This is a genomic window from Rhizobacter sp. P5_A1, assembly GCF_056400745.1.
Genome location: NZ_JBFUKR010000008.1, coordinates 90,003 through 107,714, shown reverse-complemented (window position 1 = coordinate 107,714; position 17,712 = coordinate 90,003). Strand labels below are relative to the sequence as shown.

At 68.8% G+C, this 17,712-nt stretch carries 18 protein-coding genes; 8 read left to right on the top strand and 10 right to left on the bottom strand.

The genetic code is table 11. The annotated features are described in order from the left end of the window. Positions 1–28: 28 nt before the first annotated feature. Both AC1DTW_RS11210 and AC1DTW_RS11205 read left to right on the top strand, forming a co-directional pair. Positions 29–1,522, top strand: a complete 1,494-nt coding sequence (locus tag AC1DTW_RS11210; RefSeq protein WP_477981171.1) for an aldehyde dehydrogenase — start codon at positions 29–31, stop codon at positions 1,520–1,522. Continuing rightward, positions 1,519–2,454: a DMT family transporter gene (locus tag AC1DTW_RS11205; RefSeq protein ID WP_477981169.1), complete on the top strand. Its 936-nt coding sequence runs from the start codon at positions 1,519–1,521 to the stop codon at positions 2,452–2,454. Before AC1DTW_RS11210 ends, AC1DTW_RS11205 begins: the two co-directional genes overlap by 4 nt. A 6-nt stretch (positions 2,455–2,460) precedes the next feature. Here AC1DTW_RS11205 and dusA read toward each other — a convergent pair whose 3' ends face one another. Both dusA and AC1DTW_RS11195 read right to left on the bottom strand, forming a co-directional pair. Further along, entirely contained in the window at positions 2,461–3,459 is a 999-nt protein-coding gene (dusA, locus tag AC1DTW_RS11200) for a tRNA dihydrouridine(20/20a) synthase DusA (protein WP_477981312.1), read from the bottom strand. Positions 3,460–3,603: 144 nt separating this feature from the next. Then, positions 3,604–4,986, bottom strand: a complete 1,383-nt coding sequence (locus tag AC1DTW_RS11195; RefSeq protein ID WP_477981167.1) for an ATP-binding protein — start codon at positions 4,984–4,986, stop codon at positions 3,604–3,606. Between the two features lie 274 nt (positions 4,987–5,260). Between AC1DTW_RS11195 and AC1DTW_RS11190 the strand changes: the two genes are divergently transcribed. Further along, complete coding sequence (locus AC1DTW_RS11190) at positions 5,261–5,491, top strand: hypothetical protein (RefSeq protein WP_477981165.1); 231 nt, start codon at positions 5,261–5,263, stop codon at positions 5,489–5,491. A 20-nt stretch (positions 5,492–5,511) separates the two neighbouring features. On the opposite strand, the gene AC1DTW_RS11185 is transcribed toward AC1DTW_RS11190, so the two are convergent. Genes AC1DTW_RS11185 through AC1DTW_RS11175 form a run of 3 tightly spaced genes read right to left on the bottom strand, consistent with a single transcriptional unit; the run spans position 5,512 to position 7,722 of the window. Next, positions 5,512–6,264, bottom strand: coding sequence for an SDR family oxidoreductase (locus AC1DTW_RS11185; RefSeq protein WP_477981164.1), 753 nt, complete (start codon positions 6,262–6,264; stop codon positions 5,512–5,514). Positions 6,265–6,307: 43 nt separating this feature from the next. Then, positions 6,308–6,766, bottom strand: a complete 459-nt coding sequence (locus tag AC1DTW_RS11180; RefSeq protein ID WP_477981163.1) for a carboxymuconolactone decarboxylase family protein — start codon at positions 6,764–6,766, stop codon at positions 6,308–6,310. A gap of 41 nt (positions 6,767–6,807) precedes the next feature. Next, positions 6,808–7,722: an RNA polymerase sigma-70 factor gene (locus AC1DTW_RS11175; protein WP_477981162.1), complete on the bottom strand. Its 915-nt coding sequence runs from the start codon at positions 7,720–7,722 to the stop codon at positions 6,808–6,810. A 129-nt stretch (positions 7,723–7,851) separates the two neighbouring features. On the opposite strand from AC1DTW_RS11175, the gene AC1DTW_RS11170 reads away from it, so the two are divergent. Then, positions 7,852–8,313, top strand: coding sequence for a CBS domain-containing protein (locus AC1DTW_RS11170; RefSeq protein WP_477981161.1), 462 nt, complete (start codon positions 7,852–7,854; stop codon positions 8,311–8,313). A gap of 146 nt (positions 8,314–8,459) precedes the next feature. After that, positions 8,460–8,762, top strand: a complete 303-nt coding sequence (locus AC1DTW_RS11165) for a high-potential iron-sulfur protein (protein WP_477981160.1) — start codon at positions 8,460–8,462, stop codon at positions 8,760–8,762. 4 nt (positions 8,763–8,766) lie between these two features. On the opposite strand, the gene AC1DTW_RS11160 is transcribed toward AC1DTW_RS11165, so the two are convergent. Next, a complete protein-coding gene (locus AC1DTW_RS11160; RefSeq protein ID WP_477981159.1) occupies positions 8,767–9,924 on the bottom strand; it encodes a hypothetical protein in 1,158 nt (385 codons plus the stop codon). Between the two features lie 88 nt (positions 9,925–10,012). On the opposite strand from AC1DTW_RS11160, the gene AC1DTW_RS11155 reads away from it, so the two are divergent. Together AC1DTW_RS11155 and AC1DTW_RS11150 are read left to right on the top strand one after the other, a co-directional pair. Further along, positions 10,013–10,741 carry a response regulator gene (locus AC1DTW_RS11155; RefSeq protein ID WP_477981158.1) on the top strand — a complete coding sequence of 243 codons (729 nt, stop codon included), beginning with the start codon at positions 10,013–10,015 and terminating at the stop codon, positions 10,739–10,741. Between the two features lie 4 nt (positions 10,742–10,745). Then, positions 10,746–12,794, top strand: a complete 2,049-nt coding sequence (locus tag AC1DTW_RS11150) for a PAS domain S-box protein (RefSeq protein ID WP_477981157.1) — start codon at positions 10,746–10,748, stop codon at positions 12,792–12,794. A gap of 12 nt (positions 12,795–12,806) precedes the next feature. On the opposite strand, the gene AC1DTW_RS11145 is transcribed toward AC1DTW_RS11150, so the two are convergent. Next, the gene (locus AC1DTW_RS11145; protein ID WP_477981156.1) at positions 12,807–13,568 is read right to left on the bottom strand and encodes a Crp/Fnr family transcriptional regulator; all 762 of its coding nucleotides are present in this window, start codon (positions 13,566–13,568) and stop codon (positions 12,807–12,809) included. Between the two features lie 270 nt (positions 13,569–13,838). On the opposite strand from AC1DTW_RS11145, the gene AC1DTW_RS11140 reads away from it, so the two are divergent. Next, positions 13,839–14,318 (top strand): Rossmann-fold NAD(P)-binding domain-containing protein, encoded by a 480-nt coding sequence (locus AC1DTW_RS11140; RefSeq protein ID WP_477981155.1) that lies wholly within the window; start codon positions 13,839–13,841, stop codon positions 14,316–14,318. Between the two features lie 21 nt (positions 14,319–14,339). Here AC1DTW_RS11140 and AC1DTW_RS11135 read toward each other — a convergent pair whose 3' ends face one another. The 3 genes from AC1DTW_RS11135 to AC1DTW_RS11125 are packed head-to-tail and all read right to left on the bottom strand — an operon-like array spanning position 14,340 to position 17,702. Next, positions 14,340–15,224, bottom strand: a complete 885-nt coding sequence (locus AC1DTW_RS11135) for an alpha/beta fold hydrolase (protein WP_477981153.1) — start codon at positions 15,222–15,224, stop codon at positions 14,340–14,342. An 8-nt stretch (positions 15,225–15,232) separates the two neighbouring features. Continuing rightward, positions 15,233–16,051, bottom strand: a complete 819-nt coding sequence (locus AC1DTW_RS11130) for an esterase/lipase family protein (protein ID WP_477981152.1) — start codon at positions 16,049–16,051, stop codon at positions 15,233–15,235. A 31-nt stretch (positions 16,052–16,082) separates the two neighbouring features. Beyond that, entirely contained in the window at positions 16,083–17,702 is a 1,620-nt protein-coding gene (locus AC1DTW_RS11125) for a wax ester/triacylglycerol synthase family O-acyltransferase (protein WP_477981151.1), read from the bottom strand. Between the last annotated feature and the right edge of the window lie 10 nt (positions 17,703–17,712).

Sequence of the window (17,712 nt, the reverse complement as noted above, 5' to 3'; positions counted from 1 at the left end):
ACCAACCCGTCGCCAAGGAGCAATGACCATGGCTGCTGCGATCGACTGGCGCGCCCGCGCCGCCAACCTCAGATTCGATGGCCGCGCGCTGATCGGCGGCCGGCGTGTCGCCGCCGCGTCCGGCGAGACCTTCGACTGCATCTCGCCGATCGACGGCCGCCAACTGGCGCCGGTCGCGCGCGGCCGCGCCGCCGACATCGACACCGCAGTCGCGTCGGGCCGCGCCGCGTTCGCGGATCAAAGCTGGGCCGGCCAGCCCCCGGCGGCACGCAAGAAGGTGCTGCAGCGCTTCGCCGAGAAGATCCTCGCCGCCCGCGAAGAGCTCGCACTGCTCGAGACGCTCGACATGGGCAAGCCGGTCCAGTACAGCCTCTCGGTCGACGTGCCGGCCGCGGCGCGCTGCATCGCCTGGTACGGCGAGGCGATCGACAAGGTCTACGACGAGATCGCGCCGACCGCTGCGAACGCGCTCGCGCTGATCACGCGGGAGCCGATGGGCGTGGTCGGCGCGATCGTGCCGTGGAACTACCCGATGATCATGGCGGCGTGGAAGCTCGGCCCGGCGCTGGCGACCGGCAACAGCGTCGTGCTCAAGCCGAGCGAGAAGTCGCCGCTGAGCGCGCTGCGCCTGGCCGAGCTTGCGCTCGAGGCCGGTCTGCCCGAAGGCGTGTTCAACGTCGTGCCCGGCCTCGGCGCCGAGGCCGGCGAGGCGCTGGCGCTGCACCTCGATGTCGATGCGATCGGCTTCACCGGCAGCACGCGCGTCGGCCGCAAGATGCTCGAGTACGCGGGCCGCAGCAACCTGAAGCGGGTCTTCAACGAGCTCGGCGGCAAGTCAGCCTTCGTCGTGTTCGACGATTTCGCCGACGTGGCGCGTGCCGCGAAGACGGCCGCCGGCAGCCTGTTCTTCAACGCCGGCGAGAGCTGCAACGCGCCGTCGCGCGTCTTCGTGCACGAGGCGCTGGCCGACGAGTTCACCGCGATCGTGCAGGCCGAGGCCCCGAAGTACGCGGCCGGCGATCCGCTCGGCGGCACCGCCGAGATCGGCGCGATCGTCGACGCGGCGCAGCTGCAGACCGTGCTCGGCTACATCGACGCCGGCCGCAGCGAAGGCGCACGGCTGCTCGCCGGCGGCCGCCAGGTGCTGCGCGAGACCGGCGGCTTCTATGTCGAGCCGACCGTGTTCGACGGCGTCACGAACCAGATGAAGATCGCGCGCGAGGAGATCTTCGGCCCGGTGCTGTCGGTGATCCGCTTCTCGACCGAGGCGCAGGCCGTCGCGATGGCGAACGACAGCGCCTACGGGCTGCAGGCCAGCGTCTGGAGCGACAACATCAACCGCGCGCACCGCGTCGCACGCGGCCTGCGCGCCGGCACCGTGCACGTGAACTCCTACGACGAGGACGACATCACCGTGCCGTTCGGCGGCTTCGGCCAGAGCGGCAACGGCCGCGACAAGTCGCTGCACGCCTTCGACAAGTACACCGAGCTGAAGACGACCTGGGTGAGGATCGACGCTTGAGCGAGTCGACGCTCGCCGCGCAACGCCCGACCCACCACGCGCCCTGGCTGTCGTTCCTGTGCCTGGCCGGCAGCATGGCGCTGGTCGGCAGCTATGTCAGCCTGTCGAAGATCCTGGTGCTGGTGTTCCCGATCTTCCTGCTGGCCTTGCTGCGCTTCGGCATCGCGGCGCTCGCGATGGCCGGCTGGGTCAGGCGCCGGCCGGGCGAAGGCGGGCTGAGCCCGCACGACCGCAAGCTGCTGTTCCTCGAATCGTTCTTCGGCAACTTCCTGTTCTCGGTCTGCATGCTGTTCGGCGTCTCGATGAGCACCGCGCTCGCGGCCGGCGTCATCATGGCCGGCATCCCGGCGGCGGTCGCGCTGCTGTCGCGCGTGTTCCTGCGCGAGCGCATCCCGCTGCGCACGATGCTGGGCATCGCCTGCGCGGTCGGCGGCATCGCGCTGGTCTCGTTCACGAAGCCCGCCGCTTCGGCCGGCGATCAATCGCTGCTCGGCAACCTGCTGCTGATCAGCGCGGTGCTGTGCGAGGCCAGCTACGTGGTGATCGGCAAGAAGCTCACCGGCAACGTCAGCCCGAAGCGCATCAGCGCGCTGATCAACCTGTGGGGGCTCGCGCTGGTCGCGCCGTTCGGGCTGTGGCAGGCGCTGAGCTTCGATTTCGGCGCGGTCGCGGCCGCGTCATGGTGGCTGCTCGGGTTCTATTCGATCGCCGCCAGCATGGTCACCGTCTGGCTCTGGATGACCGGGCTGAAGCATGTGCCGGCGTCGAAGGCCGGCGTCTTCACGGTGCTGCTGCCGGTCAGCGCCGCGGGCGTCGGCGTGCTGTTTCTCGGCGAGCGCTTCAGCACGGCGCAGGCCGCCGCGTTCGCGCTCGCGCTGGCCGGCGTGGTGCTCGCGACCTGGCCGTCGCGCGGTGTGCCGTCGCCGGCCTGAGTCGGTTCAGGCGAGCGCCTCGGCGCTCTCGCGCGCGAGCCGGCTGACCTGCGCCGGGTCGGCCTGCTTCAGGCGGTGGTCCGACCACACCTGGCGCCAGCGGCGCGCGCCCGGCAGGCCGTTGCGCAGCCCGAGCAGGTGCCGCGACACATGCGACCACGGCTCGCCGCCGGCGACCAGGCGCTGCATGTACGCGACCATCTGCGCCTCGATCGCGTCGCGGTCGTGCTCGACCGGCGCCTCGCCGAAGAAGCGCGCGTCCCAGTCGGCCATCAGCCACGGGTGGTGATACGGCTCGCGCCCGAGCATCACGCCGTCGACGTGCTCGAGCTGCTCGGCGATCTGCGCGTTCGTCTTGATGCCGCCGTTCAGCACGATCGTCAGCGCCGGGAACTCGCGCTTCAGGCGGTGCACCAGTTCGTAGCGCAGCGGCGGCAGCTCGCGGTTCTCCTTCGGGCTGATGCCCTGCAGCCAGGCGTTGCGCGCATGCACGATGAACACCTCGCAACCGGCCTGCGACACGGTGCCGACGAAGTCGCGCACGAACTCGTAGCTCTCGTGGCGGTCGATGCCGATGCGGTGCTTCACGGTGACCGGCAGCGCGACCGCATCGCGCATCGCCTTCACGCCATCGGCGACGAGCTGCGGCTCGGCCATCAGGCAGGCACCGAACGCGCCGCGCTGCACGCGCTCGCTCGGGCAACCGCAGTTCAGGTTGACCTCGTCGTAGCCCCACTGCGCGGCCAGCTTCGCGCAGGCGGCCAGGTCGGCCGGCTCGCTGCCGCCGAGCTGCAGCGCGAGCGGATGCTCGGCGGCGTCGAAATCCAGGTGCCGCGGCACATCACCGTGCAGCAACGCGCCGGTCGTCACCATCTCGGTGTACAGGCGGGTGCGGCGCGTCAGGCGGCGATGGAAGACGCGGCAATGGCGGTCGGTCCAGTCCATCATCGGGGCGACGGATAGGCGCCACTGTCGATCGGTCTGGTTAAGTCTTTGATCGTCCAGAGTCAAGGCTTTGGCTTCAATGTTTGTGGGTGACGCAAGTGCCTAACACCCATTTAGGGCGAATCTGCGCGGCGGTGCAACTAGGGCTCGGCGGACCCGGTTACACCGCGCGCAATACCTCGATTCACATCGATAACCAGGCCTCTAGAGCTTTTTTCTCCAAGCCGCCTTGTTCGCTGGCTTACCGGGTACCTGCTCAAGCTGATTGGCGTCGCGAAGTCGATAGAACACTTGCTTCATCACGTTTTCCGATTTGATGCCGGTGAGTTCGCGCGCGATGCTGTTCGTGATCTCGGCATTCTTTTCAAGATATTGCATCACCAACTGCTCGGGAGATCCAAGGCTTTCGTGCCGCAACACCACCATGATGGAGTTTTCAGTCTCGGTGATGACTGGCGGCTTGAGACGGAGCTTGTCCATCACCTCGAACGTTGTCCGCAGCCCTTCACCAACGTCCTTGTTCGGAGGCTCCCTGAACTTGTTCACGAGGCGGACGAGTTTTGGGTTCCTTGCGAACTGAGTCTTCGTGATGTTCTGGACCGTCACATGGCCGGGCAATTTGCCGGGACTCTCAATCTCAACTCGGTTGTCGAAAATTCGAATCTGAACGTCAGCCGCAATGCTGTAATCGCGATGGAGAACCGCGTTGGTAAGAACTTCGTGCAGTGCTTCCTCGGGATACGCAACCTGCTCAAGCCCGTTCGGCCCGAGCTTCTTGATGCCCTCGATGAGCTCCTTGCACTTCGCGACTGAGTCGTAAATGAGCGAGTAAATTGGTCCCTCAATTGTCAACGGATCGAATGCCAAGTAGTCGCGCTCCCCTTCTTGCTTAGTCTTGTACTGCAATATCTTTACGGCAGAGCGCTTAGGCAGGACCGCCTGTGGATCATCTGAGTAGAGCAGTACACCGGCCACTGTCGCCCGACCGTCAACAACAACCCGCTGCTTGCTGAGCCACTCTTCCGGTTCCGCAGTCGGAACGGCAGTCATCAAGAATTCCAAGATGACGAGCGAGTTCGAGATGTCAGCGATCGATACGCCGCTTACCTCGTCCTCGAATGTTTTCATCCCTTTGTCATAGCGAAGCCGCTCGATCGCCTCCTCACCTTCCACCGGCAGGTTTTGCGATCCGCGTCGAACGTACACCTTCCCGTTAGATGCCTTGATGATCTCCTGGGTCTTGAAAACGGTGAGGTGCAGGACGGTCCCTTTGCCGTCATCGGAAGTCAGAAACTCCCCCGCATAGTGGTTCCCGAGGGGACTCATTGCCTCAACGACTTGGAGGAAGGCGTTGAATGCCTCCTGATCATTCAGACCATTCCAGAGCCGTGCCTGCCCGTCGGCCCCTTCGATCTCCTCGATTCCCAAGAAAATCTCGCCGCCGCTCGTGTTGCAGAAGGCTGCGATAGTTTTCGTCAGGCTGCCAGGTGAGATGTCGGCACTCTTCAGATCTACAAAGTGCGACTCCTCGATGTCAAGGAGCGCGCCGAACTCCGCCGTGGGCATCTCCCGTGCCGCTATCTCCATTGCAAGCTCCCCTCTTCAGTTGCACCGCGCCACCCTGATCTAGCGCCCCCCGCGGCGCAACGCAGTGCAACTACGCAGCGACAGGCCCCAAAAATCTATGTTAAATCAATGGCTTAAGAGGGCCAACCGGCCAGTCCATCATCGGGGCAACCGACAATTTCCACGGTGACAGTGCCGTGTTGAAGAAGGACTCCTGCTGCTGACTCATCAAGCCTGAGCGCGTATTGTCCCAAAGGACACGACACACCGGACTGACGCTCAACAGGAGCCAACGATGACTGTCAAAGGAACCAAGCCCGAGCTGGTGGGAAAGACGATCGAATGGGCCGGCGTGGTCGAGCGCCCGAGCGGTGACGCCGAGTTCCTGATGCGTTTCACCGACGGCTCGACCGCGACGGTCGCCGCCTGGCAGAGAGAAGGCTTCTCGCTGCAGATGAATGTCGATCTGTCGCCGAACATCCATCCTCAGACCGACGGCGGCAGCATGCCCCGACGGGGCATCTGACCGGGTGCGAGACGCCGTGCTCAGCGGGCCGCGTTGTCGGCCAGCCAGCCTTCCAGCGAGGTCGGGCCGATCCGTGCACCGGCGCCCGGCGTCAGCGACGCGTCGTCGAGGCGCGCGCCGAAGTACAGCGCATCGTCGTCGGTCACCACCTCGCGCGGATCCTGCCTGGCCTGCAGCGCGCGACGCAGCAGCACGTCGAGACCGAGAGCCTCCGGCCCTGCGACCTCGCAGGTGCCGTTCAGCGGCGCCTCGGTGGCCACCTTCGCCAGCGCGGCGGCGACGTCGGCCGCGGCGATCGGCTGCAACTTCGCGGACGACGCGCGCACGATCTGGCCCTGGGTGCTCACGTGGGCGATCGACGCCAGGAACTCGAAGAACTGGGTGGCGCGCACGATCGTGTACGGCACCGTGGCGCCTTTGATGATCGATTCCTGGGCCACCTTCGCGCGCAGGTAGCCGCTGTCGGGCGAGCGCTCGGCGCCCACCACCGACAGCGCCACGTGATGGCGCACGCCCGCGGCGATCTCGGCGGCGAGCAGGTTCTGCGTCGAGGACTTGAAGAAGGCCATGACCGCCTCGTCCTCGAACGAGGGCGAGTTCGACACGTCCACCACGACCTCGGCACCGGCCAGGGCCCCGGCGAGCCCTTCGCCCGTCACCGCGTTGACGCCCGTGGAAGGCGATGCCGCGACCACCCGATGCCCGGCCTGCCGAAGCAGGGCTGCCAGTTTCTTGCCGATGAGGCCGCTGCCTCCGATGATCACAAGGTTCATGTCGAGTCCTTCATGGCGTGGGGAGAGAGAAGCTGCAGCGCGTTCATTCGATGGGCTTCTCGACGACCGGCGCCCGCATGCCGATGGCCATGCGGTTCCAGCCGTTGATCAGGGCAATCGTCCAGCCCAGCTCGACGATCTCCTGATCGCTGAACTGGAGTTTCAAGGCCTCGAAGTCGGCGTCGCGGCTGCCGTGCTGATCGACCAGGCGGGTCATGCTTTCGGCCCAGTTCAGCGCGGCGCGCTCGCGCGGGCTGTACAGGCCGGTCTCGCGCCAGGTGGGGAGGCTGTTGAGGCGCTGCCAGCTCTCGCCCTGCTCGCGCAGATCGCGGGCATGCATGTCCAGGCAGAAGGCGCAGCCGTTGAGCTGGGAAACGCGCATCCGCACGAGTCCCGTCAGCGCGGCGCCGAGCGAAGATTTCGCAATGGTGGCGTTGACGCCAGCCATGGCCTGATAGGCCTTCGGGGAAATCTGGGTCCAGGGGAGACGGGCTTCGTTCATGGTTCGCTTCGCTCGAGAGTTGCCGTGCGGGCTGCACAGACTCAAGACGATCGAGGCGGCGGCTTTGTGACGTTGAGCTCGCGACCCAGGGTCCGGGCGATCCGCGCGAGCTTGTCCGGGTTGCGCTGCGCGTGGATGCGCACGATGCGCTCGCCGTCCGTTTCGAGCGCCTGCGCCGACTCGAGGGCGCCATCGATGAAGCGCAGCAGGCCCCATTGGCCATTCAGCACGACGACCTCGAAACGCACCGCGCCGGGGTAGCGCAGCCGGGTGGCCAGATAGAGCTGGGCGATGCGCTGGGCGCCCACCAGCGGCACGCCGAAGCTCGGCACGATGCCGCCGCCGTCGCCGATCAGCTGGGCGTCGTCGGCGAGCATGGATTTGAGCGCCGCGAACTCGCCGCGCACCGCGGCATCGGCAAAGCCGCGCAGCAGCCGCAGCTGCGTCTCGCGTGCGACGCTGTAGCGCGGCCGCTCGTCCCGCAGCTGGGCCTTGGCGCGGTGCACGAGCTGCCGGCACGCCGGCTCGGTCTTGCCGAGCGCTTCGGCCACTTCGCCGTAGTCGGCGTCGAACACTTCGCGCAGCAGGTACGCGGCACGCGCCTCGGGCGCCAGGCGTTCGAGCAGGGTCATGAACGCGACCGACACGTCGTCGACGCGCTCCAGCAGCTGCTCCGGCGAGACGGGCGAATCGGACAGCAGCGGCTCGGGCAGCCAGGTGCCCACGTAATGCTGGCGCTGGACCTTGGCGCTGCGCAGCCGGTCGATCGCGATGCGCGTGGTGACGGCGACGAGCCAGGCCTCGGCGTTGTCCACGCGCTGCCGATCGGCCTCGTGCCAGCGCAGCCAGGCATCCTGGACGACATCCTCGGCCTCGGCGGACGAGCCCAGCATGCGGTACGCAATGCCCTGCAGTCGAGGGCGGAGCCGGTTGAAGCTGTCGGTCGTGTCGTTCATGGGGTGCAGACGTTCGACGCGATCGGCCTGTGACAGCGACGCGGCTCGCGCTTGATCTGGCGCAAACGGTCCGCGCCGCGATGCGCGAAGCTGACGGCATCGGCCGCATCGGCCCGGAGGGGAATCGCAATGCACATCGGAGACATCTGCACTCGGTCGGTGGTCACCTGCGCGCCGCAGACCAGCGTGCTCGCCTTGGCGCAGCTGATGCGCGACCAGCAAGTCACCGACGTGATCGTCGTCGAGGAGCGTGAGTCCCGGCGCGTGCCGGTCGGCATCGTAACGTTTCGCGACATGGTCGTGCGCGTGGTCGCGAATCGCACCGAACCCGAATCGACAGCGGCGTCGGAGGTGATGAGCCGTGACGTCGAGACGGCGCTCGAGTCCGAGTTCGTCTACGACGCGATCTGGCACATGCGCAGCAAGCGTGTGCGCAAGCTGGCGGTGGTCGACGCGCACGACGCGCTGGTCGGCGTGCTGACGGTCGACGACGTGACGCAGTTCCTCGCTGGCGAGCTGATCGAGGTCGCGCGCATCTCGCCGGTGCGGCCTGCCGCGGGGCAGCCGATCGGCGAGTCGGCCCGGCGCTGAGTTCGCGCGCTGGCGCTGGCCCGCCAGGACTTCGTAGCAACTTGATTCAGGTCAATCGACACGTGTCTTCGGGTCGGATCGGGCAGCGCAGTGCGGCGGCCGGACCGACAATCCAGGACCCCACCCACCGAACAGGAACACACGTCATGAACTCACGTCGCAGCTTCATCCGAATCGTCCCGATCGCCGGCGTGGCCCTGTTCGGCGCACGCCTCGCGTACGCGGCCGATCTCGACCCGAAGGATCCGCAAGCGGTCGCGCTCGGCTATGTGACCGACGCGACGCAGGCCGACAAGGCCAAGTACCCGAAGTACGCCGCCGGGCAGACCTGCAGCAACTGCCAGCTGTACCAGGGCAAGGCGGGCGACGCGAGCGGCGGCTGCGCGCTGTTCGCCGGCAAGAACGTCGCCGGGAAGGGCTGGTGCAGTGCCTGGGTGAAGAAGGCCTGAGGCCTCACAGGTCACCGAGGCGGCAGACAAAGCCCCAGCCGCCGCCGAGCTCGCGCAGCGCCAGCACCAGTTCGTTGCGGCCCTTGCGCAACGGCAGGTAGACCGCGTCGTTTTCGGCATCGACGATGCCGAGAAACGCGGGATCGCGAAAATTCTGGGCGCTGCGGCCGCGGTACAGGATCCGGCCATTCAGGAACACGCTGACCTCGTCGCTGTAGCCGATCGAGAGCTTCTTCAGGCCCGCGCGATCGGCGTGGATGCTGGTGCGCGCATACACGAGCTTCATGCCGGGCTGCGGCTCCAGCCGCTTCGAAGGATCGTTCGCGAACGAGACCCGCGGGTGCGGGCTCGCGCGATAGCGGTTGACGACGACGAAGCCCGGCGGCTCGGCCTCGACATCCTGCCAGTGCATCGCATCGCTCTCGGCACGCGCGAGCGGGCGCTCCGGATCGTGCTCGAGCGCATCGAGCGCGGGCGACAGGCGCCAGCGGGTCAGCGTACCTGCCGGCATCGCCGGCAGGTGCCGCTCCCAGGCCGTGTCGGCGGTCGTGCGCAGCTCGAAATTCGAGAAGCAGCTCGCGCCGGTCAGCGAGGCGAGCGCGACCTGGCCTTTGCGGACGCCGCTCTTCAGGTCGTCCATCACGAGCGCGGGCTGGCGCATGTCGTCCACGTAGAACCTGGCCTGCGCGCCCGTGACCACCAGGCGCAGGTGAAACCAGGCCGCCTTCGGGATGTCGACCGCCGCGGTGAAGCCGGGCCCGCTGTAGATCTGCCAGTTGAGCCCGGTGTTGAGCACCGGCGTGTACTGCAGCGCGTCGGGCAGGCCGGACTTGTGCTGGCGCAGGTAGACCCATTCGGCATTCGCGCCGTCTTCGGCGATCCGGAACTGGATGCCGAAGAAGCCGCGGCTCGCCGGCGTCGCGACATCGACGTCGATCACGCCGTCGCGCATCTCCAGCTCGCGCAGCACGGCCGCGCCGCCGTCGAGGAAGAGGCATGGCCGGCCCAGGTATTCGTGCGCCCTGGCCTGCCCTTGCAGCTCCCAGCGCGGCGAGTCTGCGGGCACGGCGAGTGGGACCTGGGAATCCTGTGCGCGCGCGGCCAGGCCGACAGCGAGGCCGAGCGCAACGAGGGCGGCAAATCCGGGGCGGGTTGGCTTCATCGCGCGGCCTTTCGTCGCAGACTGCGAACGCCCTGGGCTTATACAGCGGCGCGCGCCGAGCGCGCGGCGAAGCCTGCTACGCTTGTGCGTGACCTCCGCCACCCACATTGCCGTCGTCGACGACGAGGCCGACATCACCGCGCTGCTCGGCAACTACCTGCAGAGCCACGGCTACCGGGTGACCCAGATGCACAGCGGCCGGGCGTTGATGGCCGCGATGGCGGCCGACCCGCCGGCGCTGGTGCTGCTCGATCTCGGCCTGCCCGGTGAAGACGGCTTCTCGATCGCGCGCCAGCTGCGCGAGCACTGGCGCTGCGGGCTGGTGATCGTGACCGGCCGCGGCGATGCGGTCGACAAGGTCGTCGGCCTCGAGGTCGGCGCCGACGACTACGTGACCAAGCCGTTCGACCTGCGCGAGCTGCTCGCCCGCGTCAAGGCCGTGCTGCGGCGCATCGAACCGGCCGAATCCCGCGCGGTGCCGGCCGCGGCGCCGTCCCGCGATCGGTTCCGCTTCGCGCACTGGGCGCTCGACGCCGCGGCGCGGCGCCTCGTCGACGAACGCGGCCAGGAGACCGCGCTGACCGGCGGCGAGTTCGACCTGCTCTGCGCGTTCGTGCGGCATCCGGGCCGGGTGCTGTCGCGCGATTTCCTGCTCGAGCAGACGCGCGGCCGCGACGGCGGGCCGTTCGATCGGACCATCGACGTGCAGGTCGGCCGGCTGCGGCGCAAGCTCGAGACCGACCCGGACGATCCGCAGATCATCAAGTCGGTGCGCGGCGCCGGCTACATCCTGGTCGCACCGGTCGCCGCGGGCTGACGCCATGACATCGATCGCCGCGGGGATCGACGCCGATGTGTTCCGCGCCTTGTTCGCGGCCTACCCCGATGCGCTGCTCGTCGCCGACGCGGGCGGCTGCATCGTGCTGGCGAACCCCGCCGCCGGCGCGCTGCTCGGTTATGCGGGCGACGAACTGCTGGGCCTGAACGTCGACGCGCTGGTGCCCGACAGCATCCGCCCGCGCCACGCGGCGTATCGCGAGACCTACGGCAAGAACCCCAAGCCGCGGCCGATGGGCATGCAGATGGACCTGGTCGCGAAGCGCAAGGACGGCAGCGAGGTGATGGTCGAGATCGCGCTGAGCCCGTTGAACAGCCACGGCGCGCCGCTGGTCGTCGCGGCGATCCGCGACATCGGCAGCTACCCGCGCGTCAAGCAGGCATTGCAGCGCGCGCGCTACAGCGAGCACCTGGCTCAGCTTGGGCGCCTCGCGGTCGACGCGCGCGACCCGCAGGTCGTGCTCGAGCATGTCCCGGCCATCGCGGCCGAAGCGCTGCAGGTCGAGGTCGCGCTGGTCTGGCTCGCCGAGGGCGACGGGCGGACCTGCCGGCTCGTCAGCGGCGTCGGCCTCGTGCCGGGCGAAGCGCTCGGCCAGCGCTGGCCGAACAGCCCCGACACGCCGCCCGGCTTCGTGCTCGCGCAAGGGCAGCCGGTGGTCGTGGCCGACTACCGCAGCGAGCGCCGCTTCACGGTGCCGCAGGCCTATCTCGATGCCGGCCTGGTCAGTGCGCTCGCGGTGCCGTTGTCGGACCGCGGCCGCACGATCGGCGCGCTGAGCGTGCGTTCGCACGCGCCGAAGCGTTTCGGCGACGACGAACTGCGCTTTCTCGAGTCCGTGTCGAACCTGCTCGCCACCAGCCTGCAGCGCGCGCAGAGCGAGGAGGCGCTGAATCACGCGCAGCGGCTCGAGAGCGTGGGTCAGCTGACCGGCGGGATCGCGCACGATTTCAACAACCTGCTGACGGTGATCCAGGGCAACCTGCAGGTGCTCGAGGAACTGCCGGCGCTCGCCGACCAAGGGTATGCGCAGCAGGTCGTCGCCGCGGCGACGCGCGCCAGCAAACGCGGCGCCGAGCTGACCGGCAAGCTGCTCGCCTTCGCGCGCCGCCAGGTGCTGCAGCCGAGCGCGGTCGATGTGAATGTGCTGCTGCATTCGTTGTCGGACATGCTGCGACGCACGCTCGACCAGCACATCCTGATCGAGGTCGACACGCTGCCCTGCCCGCTGTGCCGGGCCGACGCGGGCCAGCTCGAATCGGCGCTGCTGAACATCGCGATCAATGCGCGCGACGCGATGCCCGGCGGCGGCGCGCTGCGCTTCCGCGCCGAACCCTGCGCGGCGCTGCCCGTCGAGGCCCTGGGTTCCGAGGACGACGCACCCGCGCCCGGCGCATCGTTCGTCGCGATCTCGGTCACCGACACCGGCAGCGGCATGAGCGACGCGGTTCGCGAGCATGCCTTCGAGCCGTTCTTCACGACCAAGGAGGCCGGGCGCGGAACCGGCCTCGGGCTGAGCACGGTCTATGGTTTCGTGAAGCAGTCGAGCGGCGGCGTCGCGATCGACAGCGCACCGGGCAAGGGCACCACCGTGACGCTGTACATCCCGTGCGTGACACAGGCCGCGCCGGCGGGGCCCGGCACCGAGGCCGATCATCCGATCGCGCCCGGTCTGCGTGTGCTGCTCGTCGAAGACGATGCCGATGTGCGCGCGGTGATGCGCACCTTCCTCGATACGCTGCGCTGCGAGATCACGAGCTGCTCGAGCGGCGAGCAGGCGCTGCTCGCGCTGGCCGACGATGCCGGCTTCGACCTGCTGCTGACCGACATCGCGCTCGGCGCCGGGATGCGCGGCACCGAACTCGCGGCGCTCGCGCAGGCGCGCAAGCCGTCGCTGCGCATTCTGCTGATGTCGGGCTTCTCGGCCGAGCTGCTCGAGGCCGATCGTGACGCGCCGGCCGCGTGGGAGCTGCTGCGCAAGCCCTGCACGCGCGCCGAACTCGCACGTGCGATCAGCAACGCCGTCAACGCCTGACGCCGAGCGGCCTCACTGCAGCACCGGCGCCGGCGCCAGGCAGCGCTGCACGAAGGCCGACAAGGCATCCACGTTCGGAATCTGCACGTCGCGCCGGCCTTTCGAGGCAAACCCGATGACTTTGTCGCGCGCGAGGCGCGAGAGCGCGCGGCTCACCGTCTCGAGCGTCATTCCCAGGTAGTTGCCGATCTCGGCGCGCGTCATGCGCAGCGCGATCTCGTCGGTGCGCTGGCCGCGCCTGGCAAGCGACTCGGCCCAGTAGCGCAGGAAGTCGGCGACGCGCGCATCGGCCGGCAGCGTGCAGACCGACATCAGCGAATCGCGATCGTGCGCGATCTCGCGGCTCATCGCCTCGTGCAGCAGCATCAGCAGGTCGCGGTGCGTCGCGCAGGCGGCGAGCAAGGCGTCGTAGCGGATCGTCCAGACCTCGCCGGTGTCCATCGCGACCGCGTCGCACGAGTAGCTGCCGCCGGCGATGCCGTCGAAGCCGAGCCAGTCGCCGCGGAACTTCAGACCGACGACCTGCTCGCGTCCGTCGGGCGACAGGGTGACGATCTTGAAGAAGCCGGAGTTCAGGATGTACAGGTTGCCGAAGCCCTCGCCTGCCTGGTAGACGCGCTCGCCGGCATGCACGAGCCGGCGCTGCGGCGCCAGCGTCGAGGCGAGCAATTGAAGGACCTCGGCGATGCGCTGGCTCGAGCGCTGGTTCGCGGCGGCGTCGTGCCGCGGCGCAGTGCGGATGGCAGGCGTGGGGGCGGCGTTGGGGTTCGGCATGTTTCGGGCTCCTGCAGCATGGCGTGCTTGACGCGTTGAGTGAATGCTGCGGGGCGCGCGGCAATGGGCGGCGAACGGCGCGCGTCGCTGCGTAACGCTGTGTGAATGGTTGGTGTCCGGGCGCGGCACAGCGCGCGCGCATCGCGCCTTGATGAGCGTCAAGGATGGCGCCGATGTGCAGCGCTAGTCTTGATCGAACCGACGACGAGACAACATGTGTCCCCGCTCGAATCCGCCCACACCATGCAGCGAAGCCTGAAATATCGGAGCGTGACCGACTTCTCCGCGATGTCGGACGCCGATGCGGACGCGCTCGTGGCGGCCGCCAGCGAATTGCAGACGGCCGCGCGGTCCGGCGTGATCCGCCGCGCGCTGCGCGGCAAGAACCTTGCGATGCTCTGCGACGAGAGCGAGGCGGCCTCGGCCGCGGCGCTGTTCCATCGCGCCGCGTCGGAGCTCGGTGCGCAGGTCGCGCAGCTGCGGCCAAGCTTGTCCGAGCGCAGCACGCACGATCAGGTGCAGGACACCGCCCGTCTGCTCGGCCGCCTCTACGACGCACTCGACTGCGTCGGATTGCCCTCGCAGCTGGTGCGCCAGATCGGCGCCGCGGCCGGCGTGCCGGTGTTCGAGGCGATCTCGTCGAGCACGCACCCGACCGCGCGCCTCGCGGCGCAGCTGAACGGCGATTCGGCACCCGACGACAAGCGCTGCGCGGTGATGCAGGCGGTGCTGCTGGGCGCGCTGGCCTGAGGGACTCGCGCGGTCAGTGCATCAGGCGCGCCCGGCGGCGCTCGAGATGCCGCTGACGAAGCGCGGCCACAGCGGCACCGGCAGGTCGTGGCCCATCCCGGCGATCAGGTCGATCTCGGCCCCGCCGATCTTCGCGGCGAGGTCGTGCCCGGCCTCGACGGGCACGAGCGGATCGGCCTTGCCGTGGATGATCTGCGCCGGCTGCCGGATCTGCGCGAGCAGCGGCGAGCGGTTGCCGTCGGCGGCGATCGCCACCATCTGCCGGGCCATGCCTGCCGGCCGGTAGGAGCGCCGCACCGACAGCCCCAGGCGCTCGTTCAGGTAGGCCTCGCTGGCCGGGTAGTCGGGGCTGCCGATCAGGCGGTACAGCTTCACGTGATGCGCGATGACGCTGTTCAGGTCGGTCGGGTCGTCCGGCCGCGAGAGCAGCGCGCCGCGCACCTTCAGCGAGGGCCCGGGCAGGCGCCGCGCGCCGCTGCTCGTCATCATCAGCGTCAGGCTCTTGACGCGCTGCGGATGGCGCACCGCGAGCTGCTGCGCAATCATGCCGCCCATCGAAGCGCCGCAGATGTGTGCCGAGCGCAGGCCGAGCGCGTCGAGCAGGCCGGCGGTGTCGTCGGCCATGTCGGCAACGCTGTACGGCGCGCTGACCTTCATCCCGACCGCGAACCGGATCGAATCCAGCGCGAGGTTCGGCACGCCGAACTGGTCGAAGCGCTGGCTCAGGCCGATGTCGCGGTTGTCGAAACGGATCACGCGAAAGCCGCGCGCGACCAGCATCGCGACGAACTCCGGATGCCAGGCAACGAGCTGCATGCCCAGCCCCATGATCAGCACCAGCGGCTCGCCGGCGGGCGATCCGTGGTCCTCGACTTCGAGAGCGATGCCGTTCGCGGAAATCTGCATGATCGTGCTCAGGCCGCGGCCGTCGAGCCCGCCGCCCCGCCGGTCTGGAAGAAGAAGCGGCGCGCGCCGCTCGGCTCGAACGGCTGCCAGCGGCCGGCCGGCTGTGCGAGCCGATCGGCGATCGCGTACAGCGCGAGCGGGTTCATGCCCATGCCGGTGTGGCTCGCGTGCACCTCGATGTTCTCGGTCAGCGGGCCTGGTTCGTTCAGGCTGCATTGCCACGCGACGATGCCGTCGGTACGCGAGTAGATCGAGGTCGTCGGCAGCGGCGGCGGCGTGCGCAGCCGCGCGATCATGGCCGGGTCGTGCGCCTTCTGGCCGCTCAGCATCTCGAAGACGCGCCAGGCGTTCGTCGCGCGCGGGTGGCCGGCGAATGGCGTGCCGAGCGTGATCACGCCGCGCGTGTGATCGGGCAGTTCCTTGGCCATCTCGCGCGCATACAGGCCGCCGAGGCTCCAGCCGATCAGGCTGACCGGCCGGCCGTGCGTTTCGGCCAGCGCGCGCACGTCGGCGGCGCATTGCTTCAGCACGCCGTCGCGCGGGCCGAAGTTGAAGCCCTGGCCCCAGGCCTGCGTCGCATAGCCCAGGCCGTTGAGAAAGTTGCGCAGCGGCACGGTCGTGAAGTCGTTCGCGCCCATGCCCGGGAACACCAGCACCGGATGGCCGTCGCCGCGCGGCAGGCGGCGCAGCCAGGGTGTCGCGGCGAGCATCGCGCCGAACTCCCAGAAGGCGCGGGCCTCGAGCATCATCAGAAAGGCGCTCGGCGGGCGCAGCTCGTCGTCGGTGGAAGGGGTCGAGGCGACCGGTGTTCTGGGCAGTCTGGGCATGCCGCTCGCGGGCAGTGGGGACCGATCGATGTTAGCGGGCAGCGCGCTTCTTCAGCGGGGCACTTGCCCTAGTCCGGCTTGTCGCCTTCGGGACAGATTTGGCGCGCTTGGCGGTTGATTTCGCGACCTTCTTCGCCACGGTCTTCGTCGGAGGCGATGGCGTCGGCGCAGGCTCCGCGGTGGCTGGCAAGGCCTGGAACTCGTCGAACGCGGCCTGCAGTTCGCGCGCGAGCTCGGCGACCTCGGGCAGCGCCGCGCCGCACGCGATCAGGCCGAACTCGAGCGACTCGTTGTAGGTCTGCACCGTGATGTTCAGTGCGACGCCATGCACGACGATCGAGGTCGGGTAGTTCGTCAGCATCTCGGCGCCCGCCATGTACAGCGGCACGGTCGGCCCGGGGACGTTGGAGATCGTCACGTTGGCGATCGCCGGCAGCCGATCGGCGACGCGCGCCTTCGCATACAGCGCGCCCAGGCCCTGCATCAGCCAGGGCACGCCGATCGACGGAAAGTCGCTCGGCATCAGGCTCTTCATCGCGCCGATGTTGGCCTTCATCGCGGCCGTCGCGGCGAGCACGTGCGCAAGCCGCTTGGTCGGGTCGGCGATGTGCGTGCCGAGGCTGAGGACGGTCATCGTCGCCTGGTTGTTCGACGCGGTGTCGCCCTTGGCGCGGGTCGAGATCGGCACGCCGGCGACCATCGACTTGCGCGGCAGCGGTCCGTGCTTCAGGAAGTGGCGCCGCAGTGCGCCGCTGCAGATCATCAGCACGGCGTCGTTCAGGCTGGCCTTGTGCTTGCGCCGCGTCGCGTTGACCGCGGCGAGCGGCAGGCTGATCGCCGCGAACGCGCGCTGCTCCGAGACGGTCGCGTTCAGCCGCGTGCGCGGCGCGAGCGCGAGGTTGCTGACGCTTCTTCCCTGCGCCGCCGTGCCCTGCCCCTTCAGGCGCGCCGCAACCGCCGCGACGGTGCCGCCGGCCGTGTCGCCGACCTTCTGCGTCGCCATCTGCGACAGCACGCCGACCGTGCCGGGGATCGCCTTCACCGCGTCCATCACGAGGCTCAGCTGGTTGCCGAGCGCGCCGCGCAGCATGTCGGCCATGCCGCGTTCGCGCCGCAGCTTGCCGTGGCGTTGCTGGTCGACCTCGCGTCCCAGCGGGCTCAGGTCGAGGATCGCCTGGCCGAGCGCGACGGCCGCCTGGCCGTCGACCGCGGCGTGGTGCAGCTGCGTGTACATCGCGTAGCGCCTGGTACCGCCGGGGCCGTCCTTCAGGCCGCTGAAGACATGGAACTTCCACAGCGGCCGGCTGCGGTCGAGCAGCACCGGGTGCAGCTTGCCGACCTGCGCCTCGAGCTTGGCCAGGTCGCTGCCTGCCGGCGATTTCGGCAGCTTGATGCCGACGATGTGCTGTTCGAGATCGGGCTCGGCGTCGACCCAGACCGGATTGCTCAGGTTCAGCGGCATCTTCACGAGCCTCTGGCGCAGCGCCGGTGCGAGGACCAGGCGCGCGGCGATGTGGCGGCGCATGTCGGCGAGAAAGTCGCCGCGGTAGTCGGCCGGCAGTTCGAACAGGTGCAGCGCGCCGACATGCATCGGCATCTGCGGCGTCTCGAGGTGCAGGAAGCTGGCGTCCAGGCCGGGGAGTTGTTGCATGCGGCGTTTC